General features: G+C 73.4%; 15 protein-coding genes. 9 read left to right on the top strand and 6 right to left on the bottom strand.

The features are described 5' to 3' along the window. Positions 1–7: 7 nt before the first annotated feature. Together AC07A4_RS22700 and AC07A4_RS22705 are read left to right on the top strand one after the other, a co-directional pair. A complete protein-coding gene (locus tag AC07A4_RS22700; RefSeq protein WP_478601484.1) occupies positions 8–772 on the top strand; it encodes a bestrophin-like domain in 765 nt (254 codons plus the stop codon). Between the two features lie 150 nt (positions 773–922). Further along, the gene (locus AC07A4_RS22705) at positions 923–1,519 is read left to right on the top strand and encodes a TetR/AcrR family transcriptional regulator (protein WP_478601486.1); all 597 of its coding nucleotides are present in this window, start codon (positions 923–925) and stop codon (positions 1,517–1,519) included. On the opposite strand, the gene AC07A4_RS22710 is transcribed toward AC07A4_RS22705, so the two are convergent. Continuing rightward, positions 1,516–2,361 carry an SAM-dependent methyltransferase gene (locus AC07A4_RS22710; protein WP_478601488.1) on the bottom strand — a complete coding sequence of 282 codons (846 nt, stop codon included), beginning with the start codon at positions 2,359–2,361 and terminating at the stop codon, positions 1,516–1,518. The genes AC07A4_RS22705 and AC07A4_RS22710 overlap by 4 nt on opposite strands. A gap of 509 nt (positions 2,362–2,870) precedes the next feature. Between AC07A4_RS22710 and AC07A4_RS22715 the strand changes: the two genes are divergently transcribed. Beyond that, positions 2,871–4,205: an alpha/beta hydrolase gene (locus tag AC07A4_RS22715; RefSeq protein WP_478601490.1), complete on the top strand. Its 1,335-nt coding sequence runs from the start codon at positions 2,871–2,873 to the stop codon at positions 4,203–4,205. 190 nt (positions 4,206–4,395) lie between these two features. After that, entirely contained in the window at positions 4,396–4,908 is a 513-nt protein-coding gene (locus tag AC07A4_RS22720) for a hypothetical protein (RefSeq protein WP_478601492.1), read from the top strand. 86 nt (positions 4,909–4,994) lie between these two features. Here the strand turns inward: AC07A4_RS22720 and AC07A4_RS22725 are convergent, their stop codons facing one another. Beyond that, positions 4,995–5,480: a hypothetical protein gene (locus tag AC07A4_RS22725; protein ID WP_478601494.1), complete on the bottom strand. Its 486-nt coding sequence runs from the start codon at positions 5,478–5,480 to the stop codon at positions 4,995–4,997. Between the two features lie 489 nt (positions 5,481–5,969). On the opposite strand from AC07A4_RS22725, the gene AC07A4_RS22730 reads away from it, so the two are divergent. After that, positions 5,970–6,563, top strand: a complete 594-nt coding sequence (locus tag AC07A4_RS22730; protein ID WP_478601705.1) for a class F sortase — start codon at positions 5,970–5,972, stop codon at positions 6,561–6,563. Positions 6,564–6,621: 58 nt separating this feature from the next. On the opposite strand, the gene AC07A4_RS22735 is transcribed toward AC07A4_RS22730, so the two are convergent. Then, complete coding sequence (locus AC07A4_RS22735; protein WP_478601496.1) at positions 6,622–7,467, bottom strand: polysaccharide deacetylase family protein; 846 nt, start codon at positions 7,465–7,467, stop codon at positions 6,622–6,624. A gap of 98 nt (positions 7,468–7,565) precedes the next feature. After that, entirely contained in the window at positions 7,566–10,856 is a 3,291-nt protein-coding gene (lysX, locus tag AC07A4_RS22740; protein ID WP_478601498.1) for a bifunctional lysylphosphatidylglycerol synthetase/lysine--tRNA ligase LysX, read from the bottom strand. Between the two features lie 102 nt (positions 10,857–10,958). Between lysX and AC07A4_RS22745 the strand changes: the two genes are divergently transcribed. Both AC07A4_RS22745 and AC07A4_RS22750 read left to right on the top strand, forming a co-directional pair. Next, positions 10,959–11,432, top strand: coding sequence for a universal stress protein (locus AC07A4_RS22745; protein ID WP_478601500.1), 474 nt, complete (start codon positions 10,959–10,961; stop codon positions 11,430–11,432). Positions 11,433–11,595: 163 nt separating this feature from the next. Beyond that, complete coding sequence (locus AC07A4_RS22750) at positions 11,596–13,038, top strand: amino acid permease (RefSeq protein WP_478601502.1); 1,443 nt, start codon at positions 11,596–11,598, stop codon at positions 13,036–13,038. A gap of 6 nt (positions 13,039–13,044) precedes the next feature. Here AC07A4_RS22750 and AC07A4_RS22755 read toward each other — a convergent pair whose 3' ends face one another. Both AC07A4_RS22755 and AC07A4_RS22760 read right to left on the bottom strand, forming a co-directional pair. Continuing rightward, complete coding sequence (locus AC07A4_RS22755) at positions 13,045–13,272, bottom strand: hypothetical protein (protein ID WP_478601504.1); 228 nt, start codon at positions 13,270–13,272, stop codon at positions 13,045–13,047. 200 nt (positions 13,273–13,472) lie between these two features. Next, the gene (locus AC07A4_RS22760; protein ID WP_478601506.1) at positions 13,473–14,696 is read right to left on the bottom strand and encodes a CapA family protein; all 1,224 of its coding nucleotides are present in this window, start codon (positions 14,694–14,696) and stop codon (positions 13,473–13,475) included. Positions 14,697–14,985: 289 nt separating this feature from the next. Between AC07A4_RS22760 and AC07A4_RS22765 the strand changes: the two genes are divergently transcribed. Together AC07A4_RS22765 and AC07A4_RS22770 are read left to right on the top strand one after the other, a co-directional pair. Beyond that, positions 14,986–15,504 carry a hypothetical protein gene (locus tag AC07A4_RS22765; RefSeq protein WP_478601707.1) on the top strand — a complete coding sequence of 173 codons (519 nt, stop codon included), beginning with the start codon at positions 14,986–14,988 and terminating at the stop codon, positions 15,502–15,504. A 112-nt stretch (positions 15,505–15,616) separates the two neighbouring features. Then, the gene (locus tag AC07A4_RS22770) at positions 15,617–16,264 is read left to right on the top strand and encodes a zf-HC2 domain-containing protein (RefSeq protein WP_478601508.1); all 648 of its coding nucleotides are present in this window, start codon (positions 15,617–15,619) and stop codon (positions 16,262–16,264) included. Positions 16,265–16,311 lie beyond the last annotated feature (47 nt).

Genomic DNA, 16,311 nt, shown 5'->3' on the forward strand with positions numbered 1-16,311 from the left:
GGAACCCTTGACGGAATGGCTTGTTCTCGCCCTCGCGATGGCCGCCGCGTGCGGCGTCGTCCTGCTCGTCGTCGTCCTGTGGCACTGGCGAACCCCTGCGGACTATGACGTTTCGGAAACACCGGACGTCATGGAGTACATGACGATGATGATCGGCGTGGTCTACGCGATCGTCCTCGGACTCGCCATCGCCGGCGTCTGGGAGGCCCGCAGCGCCGCCCAGGACCACGTCCGCGCCGAGGCACAGGCCCTGCACGAGGTCCATGAGCGGGTGCGCGTCTACCCCTCGGAGGTCCGCGACCGCATCCGCAGCGACGTAAGGGCGTATGTCGGCCATGTCGTGACCACCGAGTGGGACGAGATGTCCAAGAGCGGTGAACTCACCGACCGCGGCGCCGCGCTGCTCACGAAGGTCCGGCACGACGTCACCGACTACGAGCCCAAGTCCGACTTCGAGGCCCAGGCCTATCAGCCCCTCATCGACCAGGTCGCTATCGCCGCCGACGCCCGCGGGGCCCGCGGCGACAGCGCCGAGGCCACCATGCCGGGCGTCGTCTGGTTCGGCCTGATCACCGGCGGCCTGGTCACGGTCGGCCTGATCTTCGCCCTCCAGATCCGCCGCACCGCCCGCGAACTCGTCCTCGCGGGCCTGTTCTCCGCGCTGATCGCGTTCCTGCTGTTCCTCATCTGGGACTTCGACGCCCCCTACAGCCGGGGCATCGCCGCCACCTCGGAACCCTTCGAGCTGCTGTTCCCCGGCATCGGCGGCTGACGCCCCCGACTCGCGCGCGGGGCCCGCTCCCCACCGGGGCGGGCCCCGCACGCGTCACGCCGGAAGCCCCCGCGCCCCTGCCCCAAGTACAGTACGGATGTACCGTAAGAATCCCAGCCCTTGCCGCCGACCCCGCACGGAGCCCGCCCCATGCCCACTCCCCCGTCAGCCACGCGCCGCCGCCGGGACCCCGCACGCCGTATCGCGGAGATCGCCGAGGCGACCGAGCGGGTCATCGCCGCGCGGGGCCTCGAAGGGCTGACGCACCGGGCCGTCGCCGAGGAGGCGGGCGTGCCGCTGGGCGCGACGACGTACCACTTCGCCACCAAGGACGACCTGATCGAGGCCGCGCTGCGGCGGGCGTACGAGCGCTATGCCGCGATGCTGCGCGACTGGGTCGCCCAGCGGCCCGAACTCACCACCAACCAGCTCGTGGTGCTGCTCACCGACGCCCTCATGGGCTGCTTCGGCCCCAACCGCGACTACGAGGTCGTCGAGCTCGAGCTCTATCTGGCGGCCCTGCGGCGCCCCGCCCTGCGCGCCCTCGCCGACCTGTACCACGAGGCCTCCGTGGGCGCTCTGCTCCCCTATGTCGACGCGGGCGCGGCCCGCGCGGCCGTCGCGGCGATGAACGGGCTCACCCTGCGTGGCCTGGCCACCTCGCAGCCGCCGGGCCGCACCGAGGTCGAGGACATCCTCACGCGCGTTCTGACCCCCCGTCCGGCGCTGCCGGACCGCGCCTCCTAGGGGCGGCGTCCGCTGAAGACGCCCCAGCGCAGATAGCGGCCGCGGGCGGCGTCCGCCCACAGGGGCAGGTTGTCGAGCAGGTGGTCCAGGTAGGCGGAGCTGATGACGCCCCGCAGTTCGGCCTCGCGGGCGCGGGTCTCCTCGGTCAGCCGGACGTAGTGCGGCACCAGCTGGTCGCTGTGGTCGGCGAACTCCACCTCGGTCAGGCCGAGGTCCGTGAGGGAGCGCCGGTAGAAGCCGGGGGTCGCCAGGGCCTCGACGCCGAGCCGGGACACGGCCGGGCGCAGCGCGTCGGCGGGCGCCTTCTCGTCGGCCATGATGTCGGTGAAGGCCAGCGCCCCGCCGGGCTTGAGGACGCGGGCGGCCTCGCTGAGGACCCGGGTCCTGTCGCCGCTGTGGCAGAAGGCCTCCAGTGAGCACACGGCGTCGAAGTGGCCCTCGGCGTAGGGCACGTCGTGGAAGGAGCCGGTGACGACCTCGATGAGGGAGTCGAGGCCGCGCCGGACGTTGGCCGCGCGGTGGCGTTCGTTCTGGGCCGCGCTGAGGTTCAGGGCGACGACCTGGCAGCCGAAGCTCTCCGCCAGGTGACGGGCGGTCCCGCCGTAGCCGGAGCCGAGGTCGAGGACCCTGCGCCCGGGGCCGAGGCCGCCGAGCCGGTCCGCCACGCGCTCCACGGTGCGCCGCGACGCGCGGGCGATGGGCTCGCCCTCGCGGGTGTAGATGCCGGTGTGGATGTCCTCGCCGCCCCATACGGCGTCGTAGAAGGCGTCGACGTCCTTGGAGTCGTAATAACGACGCGTCGCGTCCTCGACCTTGCCCGTGTCGGTCACGTCCTCGCTCACAGCCGCTCCCTCGCGCCTCGTGGACGAACGGCCCCGACGGCCGCCCGGCGCCAGGATCGACGGCGCGGGGGGCGGTGATCAAGAGCGCCCCTTCGGCCAGTCACGCGCGGTGGCCGACCCGTGGCGGCGGGGGTCGCCGGGCCGGACCGTCCAGCTGGGAGGCATGGACTCCGGTCCCGCCCGGCCGTGCGCCGGGCCACCGGCGCAGGGGAAGGTCCGGTGGCCCCCGCCGCACGGATGCCCCCGCCGTCCCCCGTCGTGCGCCATCCGTGCGGCATATGCGTCATGAAACCCGTCCCGGTGGCGTTCGGGGAGTGTGTGCGGCGGGCCAGTGCGTGCGCGGCGATCACACGCCGTGTGACCCGGATGGCCGCACGCCCCCCTCCCCGGCCTGCCCCGGCCCGCGCCCGCGCTGCGGCGCGGCCGCGACCAGCGCACTCTGGTCGGGACGGCGGACCGGGGCCGGTCTTGGCGCCCGGCCCCGCGACAGCGGCGGGAGGAGGGTGCGCGTGGAGCGGGCGGTGGTACGGGCGGTGGTACTGGGGGCGGGGCCGCTGGACTGGTCGCTGGTGGACGGCGCGGTTCCGGTGACGCTGCGGGTCCTTGGCGCCCTCGGGCTCACCGTGCTGCTGTGCTCGCGGCGGCGCCGCTGGTGGACACGGCTGCTGCCCGCCGCGCTCGCCGTGGCCGCGCTCCTCGCGTTCCTGGTGCCGGTGGTCGTGGACGACTGGTGGCAGCCGTTCCCCGACGCGCTGCCGACCGATGTCGTCGTGTGGATCGGCGTGGCGCTCCTCGGGGTGTGCCTGGCCCTGTTCCGGCTGCCGGCGGCGCGCTGGCGCGGCCGGGCCTGCGCGCTGGTCGCGGGCGCGCTCGTGCTGGTCCTCGGCCTGAACGAGGTCAACATCCACTACGACAGCTATCCGACCGCGCGGACCCTCCTTGGCCCGCAGGACACCGTCAGCCTCAAGGAGGCCGCCGGGGCGAAGGAGCCGATGCTCCAGGTGGAGCGGGGCAAGGCCCTTTCGGAGGTCTGGCGCCCGCCGCCGGACCTGCCGGCCAAGGGCACCGTGTCGAAGACGCCCATCCCGGGCACCAGGTCGCACTTCGACGCGCGCGAGGCGTACGTCTATCTGCCGCCCGCCTACCGGGCGTCACCGCGGCCGCCGCTGCCCGTGCTGGTGCTGATGGCGGGCCAGCCAGGATCCCCGGCGGACTGGATCACCTCCGGCCAGCTGCCGCGGATGATGGACGACTTCGCCGCCGCGCACGCCGGGCTCGCGCCGGTCGTCCTCGTGGTCGATCCGCTCGGCGGCTCCTTCGACAACCCGCTGTGCCTGAACTCGCGCCTCGGCGACGTGCAGACCTATCTCTCCGAGGACGTGCCGCGCTGGGCGGAGGCCCGTCTCCAGGTCGCGTCGGGGCGGGAGCACTGGGCGATCTCCGGCCTGTCCAACGGCGGCACCTGCTCGCTGCAGATGGCCGTGAACGCGCCCGGGCGGTTCGGCTCCTTCCTCGACATCTCCGGGCAGGACGAGCCGACGCTCGGCAGCAGGAAGAAGACCGTCGACGCGGCCTTCGGCGGCGACGAGGCCGCGTTCGGGAAGGTCAACCCGCTGGACGTGCTGGCCCGCGAGACGTTCCCCGACACCGCGGCCGTGTTCGTCGCGGGGCGCGACGACACGACGTACCGGCCGCAGGCGCTCAAGGTCTACGCCGCCGCGAAGAAGGCGCGGATGAGGGCCGAGCTGAGCGAGCTGCCCGGCGGCCACAGCTGGCGGGTGTGGCGCCCCGGACTCCAGCGGCACCTTTCGTGGCTGGCCGCCCGCACCGGCCTGACGCCCTGACACATCCACGGCCCCCGACGGCCGCGCCGCGCCGTCGCGTTCCCCTGTCCGGCCCACACGCGTGCCCCGTTCGCACGACAGCGATCGCGGGAGGAGTGGGGCATATCTAGCGTTCACGGCATCGAGGTGCACATCAGGCGTCTGCGGAAGAAGGTCCGCGGCTGCTCCTCGGGGACCCGGAGGATTCATCATGCGCGCGATACGCGTCGCCTCTGCCGCGGTGCTCACCGCCGCCGCCCTGACCCTCACCGCGCCGACGGCGACCGCGGGCGACGAGAACATCACGTCGTTCGGCTTCCGCGTCACGCCGTCCACGATCGCCGCGGGCGGCCAGGTCACGCTGAGCGTCGACGGCTGCGACAACACCACCAAGGTGACCTCCGGGGTGTTCGACGACGTCACCATCCCCAAGGGCCAGTCGTCGGCCACCGCGCACGTCTTCTGGGACGCCAAGCCGGGCGCCATGTACGAGGTGACGTTCACCTGCGGCCAAGAGTCGGGCACCACCGACCTCACCATCGCCACCGGCGGCGGCCACTCCCCGTCGGGCACCCACCACACCAGGGGCGTCCACGCGGGCGTCGGCGGCAGCGCCGGCGGGTTCGACGGGCACCAGATCGCGGTGGGCGGCGCGCTCATCGCGGGCGTCCTCGGCACGGCGTACTACTGGACGCGCCGCCGCCCCGACGCCGGTCACGACTGACGGAGCGGGCACGGCACACACGGCCGACCGGCCGGGCGCGGAAGGGGACGCGCCCGGCCGGTCGGCCGTGTGTGCCTGCCGTGCGGTCAGGCCCTGTTCTCCGCCCTGCGGCGCATCCAGAACACACCGCCGCCGACCAGCGCGGCCGCCACGAGCCCGCCGCCGATCGCGATGTCGGTGCTCGTCGCCCCGGAGGTGGAGCTGCCGCCGATGCCGCCGCGGACGCCGCCGTGGATGACGGTGAAGGCGTGCGGCCGGGTGAGCGGCTTGCCGTTGCAGTTCGCCGTGATGTCGTACGCGCCGGGGTGGGCGTTGTGGTGCACGGTGACGGTCGCGCTGGAGGTGCTGCCGCCGGGGATGGGCTTCAGGTTCGTCTTCGGGAAGGCGGGTGACTCGACGGTGCCGGGCGCCTCGCAGCTGTCGACGGTGACGGTCAGCTGACCGCCGCGCGCGATCACGCTGGGCATGGCGACGATGTTGCTGGGCCCCGCCCAGGCGGCGGCCGTCGGCGCGGCGAGCCCGACGACGGCGCTCGCGGCGACGACGGCCGCTAGTGCAGATGAGTTGCGCATGGAATTCCTCCGCGAGGGGCGCCCCGGGGAAACCCCTTCCCCGGTCGATCGGCGAGAGCACCTCTCAGAAAGACCCTCAGACGCCGTGCGTACAGCCGCATTTCGGCAATCGTCCGTCCTGGTGAGGCAACACGCCGACGAGCGTCCATGCGACCTGATATCACCGCAGGTCACAGACCGTCAGAAATTTCCCGTGAGCGGCGACTCGGATGGCGCAGACCCCGCGTGGCCGCCACCCGTTCGCTGCCGCCCTTTCGCACGCCGAGCGCGCTGCACTTAGCGTTTTCGTACGCGCCACGGACACGGCCACAACGCCGCGTCGAGAGGGGATAGGGAATGTCGTCGTCCCAGCCGTTCGAGCGGCCTTCCGGGGAATTCGAGGAGTTCGGGGAATCCAGGGAATCCAGGGAATCCAGGGCATCCGGGGAGTCCGGGGAATTCGGTGAGTGCGCGGAGGAGCGGCCGCGCAAGCGCGCGCCGTGGGGCGTGATGGCGCTGGTGCTCCTCACCGGGCTCGCGCTGATCCGCAACGGCTCCGGGGAGTTCGACGTGGGCCCGCCGCAGCCCGCGCAGGCCGCGGCCGCCGACCGGGCGCCGAGCGCGCGGCGGGGCGCCCCCGCACCGCTCACCTTCTCCGCCGCCGCCCGGGTCCGCGTCAAGGCGCTGCGCGTGGACGCCCCGGTGATGCCGGTGGGCCTGGACGCGGAGGGCTGGGTGGACGCGCCGCCGCCGGAGGACCCGAACCTCGCGGGCTGGTTCACCGGGGCGGTGTCGCCGGGCGAGAAGGGCACGGCGGTGGTCGTCGGGCACGTGGACAACCAGCAGGGGCCCGCGGTGTTCTACGGCCTCGGCTCGCTGAAGAAGGGCAACCGCGTCGAGATCCTGCGCGCGGACCGGCGCACGGCCGTCTTCGAGATCTACGGCATCGAGGTCTTCGCCAAGAACGACTTTCCCGGGGACCGCGTGTACGGCGACACCGGCGTCCCCGAGCTGCGGGTCATCACCTGCGGCGGCGGCTTCTCCAAACAGAACGGCTACGACGGGAACGTGGTGGTGTTCGCCCGCCTGGTCCAGGTGCGCTGACCGGCGCGCGCTCCGGGCCCGGCGGGCGGGGGCCTCGGCGCGCCGCGCGCTCAGAGGGTCACACGCGGGCGCGGCTGGGCACCGTGAAGCCGTATCCGGCGTCCAGGAGCGCGGGCAGATAGGCGTCCAGGGCCGCGACGCTCTGGGAGCGGTCGCCGCCCGCGTCGTGGGAGAGGACCACGACGCCGGGGCCCGCGCCGTTCAGGACGCGCCGCACGATGGTGCCGGTGCCGGGGGTGCGCCAGTCGAGGGTGTCGACGGTCCAGGCGAGCGGCTCCATGCCGAGTTCGGCGCCGAGTTCGAAGGCCGCCCGGTTCCAGGCGCCGTAGGGGGCGCGGAACCACAGCGGCGGCGCCCCGACGGTCTCGTCCACGACCGCGCAGGTGCGCTCCATCTGCTCGCGGACCGCGGCCCTGGCGAGGGCGGGCAGCAGGGGGTGGCTCCAGGTGTGGTTGCCGATGACGTGCCCGTCGTCGGCCATCCGCCGCAGCAGGTCCGGGTGGTCCGCCGCCATCTCGCCGCACACGAAGAACATCGCGCGGACGCCGTGGCGCTTGAGGGTGCGCAGGATGCCCGGGGTGTAGCGCGGGTCGGGTCCGTCGTCGAAGGACAGGACCATGGACCGCTCCCGCCCCGGAAGGCGCAGGATCGGCGCGCGGCGCACGGCGGGGCGGTGCGGGGCGGCGCGCTGCGGCCCGGCTCCCGCCATGGGCTGCAGGCGGTACATGGAGGGCTTGCGGGCGCGGGCGGCCTGCGGGCCCGCGGCGGGGGCGCCGCTGGCGGGCGGGCGGCTCGGGGTGTGCGCGCGCTCGCCGCCGACGCAGCCCGTGGCCGCCGCGAGGCCGAGGACGGTGGCGCCGCGCAGCACCGCCCGGCGCAGCGGAGGCATCTGATCGTCTTTCATGACTAATGCCTCGCATGGCCGAAGCCCCTGGGGGACTCAGCAACGCTGCGGGGGCGGGCGAAAGCACCCGATGGGACCAGCCGCCGCGGGCGGCCCGCTCAGCGGCGGCGGACCAGCGGGAAGGGCAGGGTCTCGCGGATGGTGAGCCCGGTGAGGAACATGACGAGCCGGTCGACGCCGATGCCGAGGCCGCCGGTGGGCGGCATGGCGTACTCCAGGGCGTCGAGGAAGTCCTCGTCGAGCTCCATCGCCTCCGGGTCTCCCCCGGCGGCGCGCAGCGACTGCGCGGTGAGGCGGCGGCGCTGTTCGACGGGGTCGGTCAACTCCGAGTAGGCGGTGCCCAGTTCGGTGCCGAAGGCGACGAGGTCCCAGCGCTCGGCCAGGCGCGGGTCCGCGCGGTGCTGGCGGGTGAGCGGGGAGACGTCGGTGGGGAAGTCCTTGTAGAAGGTGGGCAGCTGGGTCCGCTCCTCGACGAGCCGCTCGTACATCTCCAGGACGACGTCGCCGCGGCCGTCGTCGGGGGTGTACGGCACGCCCGCGCGCTCACACAGGCGGTGCAGGCGCTCCAGCGGGCTGTCCGCGTCGAGTTCCTCGCCGAGGGCCTCGGAGATCGCCCCGTACACCGTCTTGACCGGCCAGGGCCCGGAGATGTCGTGCTCGGTGCCGTCCTTGCGGGCGATGGGGGCGCCGAAGGCGGCGGTGGCGGCGCCCTGGATGAGCTCGCGGGTGAGGTCGAGCATCACGTCGTAGTCGGCGTGGGCCTGGTAGGCCTCCAGCATCGTGAACTCGGGGTTGTGCTTGTAGGAGACGCCTTCGTTGCGGAAGGTGCGGCCCATCTCGAAGACCTTCTCCATGCCGCCCACGCACAGCCGCTTCAGATACAGCTCGGGCGCGATGCGCAGATAGAGGTCCAGGTCGTAGGCGTTGATGTGGGTGGTGAAGGGGCGGGCGTTGGCGCCGCCGTGGATCTGCTGGAGCATCGGCGTCTCGACCTCCAGGTAGCCGCGGTCGAGCAGGCCCTGGCGCAGCGCCTGGACGGCGGTGGAGCGGGCGCGCACGACGTCGCGAGCGCCGGGGCTCGCGACCAGGTCGAGGTAGCGGCGGCGGACCTTGGCCTCGGGGTCGGTGAGGCCGCGGCGCTTGTCGGGCAGCGGGCGCAGGCACTTGCCGGTGAGCTGCCAGGCGGTGACGAAGACGGTGAGCTGGCCGGTGTCGCTGCGGCCGACCTCGCCGGTGGCGGTGACGTGGTCGCCGATGTCGGTGGTGGCGGTGAAGGCATCGAGCACGCCGGGGCCCGAGCGGTCACGGGTGAGGGCGATCTGGAGGTCCCCTGACCAGTCGCGCAGGACGGCGAAGACGACGCCGCCGAAGTCGCGGGCGAGCATGACGCGGCCCGCGACGGTCACCCGCTGGCCCGTCAGGTCCGCGCTGACGGCGGCCAGTTCGTGGGTGCGCTCGGGGCCGCCGACGGGGTAGGGGTCGATGTCCTGGGCGCGCAGCCGGTCGAGCTTGCGGTGGCGGACGCGGATCTGCTCGGGCAGGGCCTCGAAGGGGTCGCGGGCGGCGCCGCCGGCGCCGCCGAGGCCGAGCGCGGCGAGGGACGGCAGCCCCTCGGTGGTGGCGGGCTTGGTGACGCCGCGGCTCCGGTGGCCCTTGCCCCACAGCTTGCGCAGGGACGGCACGGACACGAAGCCCTCGGCGATGCCGGAGGCGAGGCCGATGCGGGCGAGGGAGCCGGTGTCGCCGTAGCAGATGAACCGCGGATACCACTCGGGGTGGTACTTGGCGTTGGAGCGGTAGAGGGCCTCCAGCTGCCACCACTTGGAGAAGAACAGCAGCAGCTTGCGCCACAGCCGAAGGACGGGACCCGCGCCGATGCGGGCGCCCTCCTCGAAGACGGAGCGGAACACCGCGAAGTTCAGCGAGATCCGCCGCACCCCGAGCTTCGGCGCGACGGCGCACAGCTCGGCGACCATGAACTCCATGACGCCGTTGGGGGCGCTGCGGTCGCGGCGCATGAGGTCGAGCGAGACGCCGTCCCTGCCCCAGGGCACGAAGGACAGCAGGGCGAGCAGCCTGCCCTCGGTGTCCAGGGCCTCGACGAGCAGGCAGTCGCCGTCCTCGGGGTCGCCGAGCCGGTCCAGGGCCATGGAGAAGCCGCGCTCGGTCTCGGTGTCCCGCCAGGCGTCGGCCTTGTCGACGATCTCCTCCATCTCCTCGTCGGAGAGGGTGGCGTGGCGGCGGACGCGGGCGGTGGCGCCGGTGCGGCGCACCCGGTTCACGGCCTGGCGCGTGACGCGCATGTCGCGTCCGTCCAGGTCGAAGTCCGGTACGTGCAGGATGGCCTCGTCGCCGAGCTGGAGGGCGCCGAGCCCGGCGCGGGCGAACGCCGTCGCGCCGTCTTCGGAGGCGCCCATCACGGCGGGCGCCCAGGCGTAGCGGCGGGCCACGTCCAGCCAGGCGCCGATGGCGTGCGGCCAGGCCTCGCGGTCGCCGACGGGGTCGCCGCTGGCGAGGCAGACGCCCGCCTCGACGCGGTAGGTGACGGCGGCCTTGCCGCTGGGCGAGAAGACGACGGCCTTGTCGCGGCGGGTGGCGAAGTAGCCGAGGGAGTCCGCCTCGCCGTAGGCGCCGAGGAGGGCGCGGATGCGGGGTTCCTCGTCGCCGTGCAGGGCGGCTTCCATGCGCTGGGAGCGGAACAGGGTGGCAGCGGCATTGAGCAGGGCGAGCGCGCCGAACAGGCCGAGGAAGAAGAACAGCGGGCGCGGCGGGGCCCCGGCGAAGTAGTCGTGGCCGTGCAGCAGGCCGCCGCACACCCGGTTGGCCGCCCACAGCAGCCGCTCGCCGCGCGGCAGGGTGCCGGGGAAGAGCTCGACGAGCCCCCAGCCGACGAGGATCGCGATGCCGAGCCCGGCGGCGAGCACCGCGACGGCCCGCCACAGGGCGCCGCGCCGCGAGTCGGCGTAGAACTCGGCGCGCGCCCAGATCAGCAGGACCAGGAACGCCCCGCAGATGACGAAGGACGGCAGCGACTCGCTCCAGTAGCCGAGGGCGACGCCGAGCACGTCGAAGGCGATGAGCAGGCCCAGGTAGACCACGACGAGCCACCAGGCGACCTTCTTGCGGGCCGCGGTGGCCGCGGCGAGCAGGAAGAGGAAGACGGCGTAGGCGAGGTTCGGGCTGACCGGCACGGTGAGCTGGTCGAGGAAGCGGATGACGGGCCGCAGCAGGTGCCGCAGGGGCGCGATGACGGCGAGGACGGCGCAGAACAGGCCGAGGGTGCCGAAGAAGGCCGCGAACACCTCGGGCACCCGGTGGAGGCCGCTGAGGCGGAAGCCGCCGGGGCGCCTGCCGCCCGCGGCGCCGGGCTCCTGCGCGGTGGCACTCATGGTCACGACTCTAAGAACAGCTGGGGCGCGCCGCCCGTCGAACGCCCGGCGGCCAGGAGGCCGCCCGACCACGGAACGAGGTCCTCCGATAGCCTCGGAGCCGTGACCGAAGAGCCCGTGCAGCAGCCGTCCCAGCAGTTCGAACGGGGCACCGACGGCCCCAAGGTGATCGTCGTCGGCGTCGACGGCTCGGATTCCTCGCTGCGCGCCGCGGCATATGCCGGAGGCCTGGCGCGGCGGCAGCGGGCGCTGCTCGCGGTCGTGTACGTGCAGCCGGTGCTCGCGGCGGGGGCGGCGCTCGGCGCGCCGGTCGCGGAGACCACCGACGCGATCGCCGAGGGCCTGATCGCCGAGATCCGCGAGGCGACAGAGCGCGTGAAGGGCATATTCGACGTGCGCTGGGAGTTCCACACCTTCCGCGGCGATCCCTACAACGGCCTGGTCAGCGCCGCCGACGAGCTGACGGCGGACGCCGTCGTGGTGGGCGCGTCCGAGCAGGCGGGCCACCGCATCGTCGGCTCGGTCGCGGTGCGCCTGGTCAAGGCGGGGCGCTGGCCGGTCACGGTCGTGCCGTAGAGCGTCGTGCCGTAGGGCCTCGTGCCGTAGGGCCGACCGGGCGAACCTGGCCCGGGTGGCGGGGCCGCGCCCCCGCCGGGTGCGTGGCGCCTTCCGTGCCGCCGGGGCCTGGGCCATCATGATCCGCCAGCAGCCGACGGCCGCCAGCGGAGAGGTGAGGCTCATGGCCGGACTACGGATGGGGCAGGGCGTCCTGCGGCGCAAGCCCATCGAGACCATCGAAGAGACGGCGGAGACCGCAGCGGGCGGCGCGGAGGCACAGCTCACCCGCACGCTGGGCCTGTGGCAGCTGACCGCGATCGGCGTGGGCGGCATCATCGGCGCCGGGATCTTCACCCTCGCGGGCACCGTCGCCAACGAGAAGGCGGGGCCCGCGGTCCTCATCTCGTTCCTGATCGCGGGCGTCGCGAGCGCCGCGGCGGCGTTCTCCTACGCGGAGTTCGCGGGCCTGATCCCGAAGGCGGGCTCGGCCTACACCTACGGCTACGCGGTGCTCGGGGAGATCGCGGGCTGGTTCATCGGCTGGGACCTGCTGCTTGAGTACACGGCGATCGTGGCGGTGGTCGCGATCGGCATCTCGGGGTACTTCAACTTCCTGCTGAACGAGATGGGCGCGGAGCTGCCCACCTGGATGCTGGGCGCGCCGGGCACCGGCGACGGCCACAAGGTCGACCTGTTCGCCGCGGTCCTGTGTCTGTTCATCGCGTACATGCTCACCCTCGGGATCAAGAACGCGGCGCGCTTCGAGATGGTCGTCGTCGTCCTGAAGGTCCTCGTCGTGCTCCTCGTCATCGGCGTCGGCTTCTTCCACGTCAAGACGGGCAACTACTCGCCGTTCTTCCCGTTCGGCCTGAGCGGCGCGTTCACGGGCGCGGCCACGGTGTTCTTCGCGGTCTTCGGGTACGACGCCATGTCCACGGCCGCCGAGGAGTCCAAGGACGCGCAGCGGCACATGCCGAAGGCGATCCTGTACTCGCTCGCCATCTCGATGGTCCTGTACGTCCTCGCCTGTCTGGTCCTGACGGGCATGCAGGACTACAAGGACATCGACCCGGAGAGCGGCTTCTCCTCGGCGTTCAAGGCGGCGGGGCTCGGCGGGCTCGCGGACGTCATCGCGGTGGGCGCGATCATCGGCATCCTCACGGTGATGTTCACGTTCATGCTGGGCTGTACGCGCGTGTGGTTCTCGATGAGCCGCGACGGGCTGCTGCCCAAGTGGTTCGCCAAGACGCATCCGACGCGGCACGTGCCGACGCGCGTGACGTGGATCGTCGGGTTCGCTTCGGCCGCGATCGCCGGTTTCCTGCCGATCGGCGAGGCGGCCGAGCTCACCAACATCGGCATCCTGCTGGCCTTCGTCGTGGTGTGCGTCGCGGTGATCGTGCTCCGCTACAAGCAGCCGGAGCTGCCGCGCACGTTCCGCTGCCCGGGCATGCCGGTGGTGCCCGCGGTCGGGGTGGTCTTCTCGATCTGGCTCATCACGTTCCTGGAGTGGCAGACGTGGGTGCGGTTCGCGGTGTGGTTCGCGATCGGTCTGGTGGTGTACTTCGCCTACTCGTACCGCAGGTCGGAGCTGGCCCGGAGCGAGGGCGGCGGGCCCCGGTGAGCCCCGTCAGGGGGTGACCAGGTCCACGACGGCGCCCACGAGGCCGCTGACGAGTCCGCCCACGGAGTCCCGGACCCACTCCCCGAAGTCGGTCGGGGCGACCAGCACGACGAACAGCAGCACGACGAACACCATCAGCAGGTCGTCCGAACGGCCGCCGGCCAGCGTGTGGCCGCGCAGGCGCAGCACGATGAGGACGGCGAGGAAGAACGCCACGTTGATCGACAGACTCACCCGGGGGGCCTCCCGTCAGACGTGGCACCGGCGCGGCACCGGACGCTGCTCCACCTTCCTGGATAGCCACTGCCGGGCGGCGAGGTGACCGCTTTACCCATGATTGGCGGCCGAAACCCCCACTGAGGCTGGAATTCCCCGGCGCGCGGCGAGGGCCGCCGCCCCCTAGGCACCAGAAGGGTCCCAGGGGCGGGCCGCTCTCACTTCCCCATCGTCAGACCGTCCTTGGCCGCGCCCCGGCTCAGCACCACCCGGCGGATGCGGTCGCGCACGTCGCGCACGTCGGCGCCCCGGTCCAGGGCGGTGTTCAGGTTGACGACCCGTCCGGCGCCCGTGTCGAACCAGTGCGGGACGAACTCCGCCCGGCTCACCCGCCAGCGGCCGCCGGGCGCGGCGGGCGGGGCGAAGGTGAAGCGGCCGACGGTGCCCTGGTTGCCGCGCGGGTCGTGGGCGCCCGCGTGGTTGATCATGTCGCCCGCGATCTGGTCTCCCATGCCGTAGACGACCCAGACGCCGTTGACCTTCTCGTACGCCTGCGGGACGTGGGCGTGGGTGCCGAGGATCAGGTCGATGTCGGGGCGCCCGCCCGTCCGCGATGCGGTCAACCGGCGGCCCAGGGTGAGCTGCTGGCGGTCGGGGGCGTCCTGCCATTCGCTGCCCCAGTGCAGGGACACGACGACCACGTCGGCGCCCGCCTTCCGGGCCGCGCGGGCGTCGGCGACGATGCGCTGGGGGTCGATGAGGTTCACCGCCCAGGGCCTGCCCTTCGGCAGCGGGATGCCGTTCGTGCCGTAGGTGTACGCCAGTTGGGCGACCCTGGCCCCGCCCGCGCGCAGCCACGCCGGGGCGCGGCCCTCGGCGGCGGTGCGGCCGGAGCCCGCGTGCTTGATGCCCGCGGCGTCGAGCGCGGCCAGGGTGCGCCGGATGCCAGGGGCGCCCGCGTCGAGGGTGTGGTTGGAGGCGGTGGAGCAGGCGTCGTAGCCGGTGGCCCTCAGTCCGTCGGCGACCTGCGGCGGGGACTTGAAGGTGGGGTAGCCGGTGTAGTCGCCGTCCGCGCCGTACACGGTCTCCATGTGACAGATCGCCAGGTCCGCCCGGGAGACGACGGGCCTGGCGCCGGCCAGCATCGGCGCGAAGTCATAGCCGTCGCCGCCCGCGTCGGCCTGGGCCCTGCGGATGATCGAGGCGTGCGGCAGCACGTCGCCGGAGGCGACGAGGGTGAACGGGCGGGCCGCGCCGGTGCTGCCGCCCGCCGCCGAGAGGGCGGGCGAGGGCTGCCTGGCGGCGGGCGCGCGGGGGCGTTCCGGCTCGGGCGGCGGCCCCTGCCCGCAGGCGGTGGCGGCCCCGACCAGGGCCGCGGCCAGGAGCGTCAGACTCCGGTAAGGGGGACGGGGGCGCCGCGCGGCCCGTGTACGCTGTGTCATCGGCTTGTCTTCCGTATGAGGTGATAAACGACAAGTCGATCCAGATATGGATGTAACGGCTAGTCAAGACGCAATGCCGCGTGCATCACTGAAACGGACCTCCACATAGCGTGATGTGAGCCGAAAAACACATGCCTCGCGACCTGGGACGAAACCGTACGGCAGGTCAAGGCTCGGCAAAGCGCCTTGCTCAGCACCCCAGTTGAGTAATCGTCTTGCCTCATCCGTGTTCCGGGTGGGGGGCCAGAAGCCGGTGACGCGTACACGGAGCCTAGGAAGGCGGAGCGTGATGCTGCACGAGAGCACGGACGGCACCGGTGGCCCCAGCGGCGGCGAGCTGACGGTGCCGATGGCATGGCTGTACGCCGAGTACATCGCGGACGAACTGCTGCGTACCGGCGATCTGATGCCGCCGACGTCGTTCGAGTACCGGGCCGGGCGCGACGCGCTCGCGCTGACGATCTTCCTGTCGGACACCCGGGGTGAGCTGTCCGGCATCCGCGTGGTGTCGCAGCTGGAGACCTGGCTGTCCCTGACCGCGCACGACCAGCCCTGGCAGGAGTGGGTGCGCGAGCGCCTGGACGGCCGCACCGCCGACGCCATGGCCGCGCGCGACCCCGCGCCCGACCTCGCGCTCGCCGAGGCCGCCTGGCGCTGGCTGGAGGAGACCGAGCTCCTCGCCCCCGACCTGGACGCGGTGCCCGGCGGCCCGGGCCCGGGCCCCGGCGAGGACGACGTACCCAAGGTGTGGACCCCGGCCTGGCAACTGGGCCTGCCGCTCGGGCACTTGGCGATCCAGCTGTTCTGACCGGCCGAAGGGGGCGCCCGGCGGTGCCGGGCGCCCCCGGCCGGTTGAGTGATTCGGCGGCCGAATCCGTACGGGAGAGGGCACGGAACACCCCTCACCGACAAGGAACGCCATGAGGTCCCCTGAGCCCCATCGCGACGTCGGCGCCTACGCGCTCGGCGTCCTGGACCGAGCGGACGCCTTCCGCTTCGAGGACCACCTCATGGACTGCCCCCGGTGCCGGTCGAGCCTCGACGAACTCGCCCTGCCCGCGGGTCTTTTGCGCACCCATGGCGGGGCGCTGCCGCTCGGCGCTCCCCCGGCGCCGGGCCCGCGGCTGCTCGACCGCCTCCTCGGGGAGGCCGGACGGGTCCGCCGGGTGCGGCGGGTGCGGCGCAGGTGCTGGCTGGGGTCCTTCGCCGCGGGCGTGGCCCTGGCCGTCGCCGTGCCCACGGCCCTGGTCCCGCACCCGGAAGGACCGGCTCCGCTGCGGCTCGCCGCGACCGACGCACACGGCCGGATGTCCGCCGTGCTCACCGCGTGGGAGCGCTCCTGGGGCACGGAGGTCGACCTCCGGGTGCGGGACGGCGCGGCGGGGCGGCGGGTGTGTGAACTCGTCGCCGTGGGGCGCGACGGCGCCGAGGAGACGGTGACGACCTGGCACGGCCCGGGCCGCGCGCTCGCGGTCAGCGGCGGCACCGCGCACCGCCTCGCCCACGTCGACCGCTTCGAGGTGCGCGCCCGCGGCGGCGCTCGCGTCCTCACCCTGCGCCCGCGCTGACGTGGGGCAACCCCGGGACAGGGGACCGGGGTTGCCTCTTCCCCGGC

This window comes from Streptomyces sp. NPDC043996 (assembly GCF_056435225.1).

Bases quoted from the DNA above. Each gene is read 5' to 3' on its own strand.
- AC07A4_RS22705 (WP_478601486.1), top strand. From the start codon at position 923: ATGCCCACTCCCCCGTCAGCCACGCGCCGCCGCCGGGACCCCGCACGC.
- AC07A4_RS22720 (WP_478601492.1), top strand. From the start codon at position 4,396: ATGCGCGCGATACGCGTCGCCTCTGCCGCGGTGCTCACCGCCGCCGCC.
- AC07A4_RS22725 (WP_478601494.1), bottom strand. From the start codon at position 5,480: ATGCGCAACTCATCTGCACTAGCGGCCGTCGTCGCCGCGAGCGCCGTC.
- AC07A4_RS22730 (WP_478601705.1), top strand. From the start codon at position 5,970: ATGGCGCTGGTGCTCCTCACCGGGCTCGCGCTGATCCGCAACGGCTCC.
- AC07A4_RS22735 (WP_478601496.1), bottom strand. From the start codon at position 7,467: ATGAAAGACGATCAGATGCCTCCGCTGCGCCGGGCGGTGCTGCGCGGC.
- lysX (WP_478601498.1), bottom strand. From the start codon at position 10,856: ATGAGTGCCACCGCGCAGGAGCCCGGCGCCGCGGGCGGCAGGCGCCCC.
- AC07A4_RS22750 (WP_478601502.1), top strand. From the start codon at position 11,596: ATGGCCGGACTACGGATGGGGCAGGGCGTCCTGCGGCGCAAGCCCATC.
- AC07A4_RS22760 (WP_478601506.1), bottom strand. From the start codon at position 14,696: ATGACACAGCGTACACGGGCCGCGCGGCGCCCCCGTCCCCCTTACCGG.
- AC07A4_RS22765 (WP_478601707.1), top strand. From the start codon at position 14,986: ATGCTGCACGAGAGCACGGACGGCACCGGTGGCCCCAGCGGCGGCGAG.
- AC07A4_RS22770 (WP_478601508.1), top strand. From the start codon at position 15,617: ATGAGGTCCCCTGAGCCCCATCGCGACGTCGGCGCCTACGCGCTCGGC.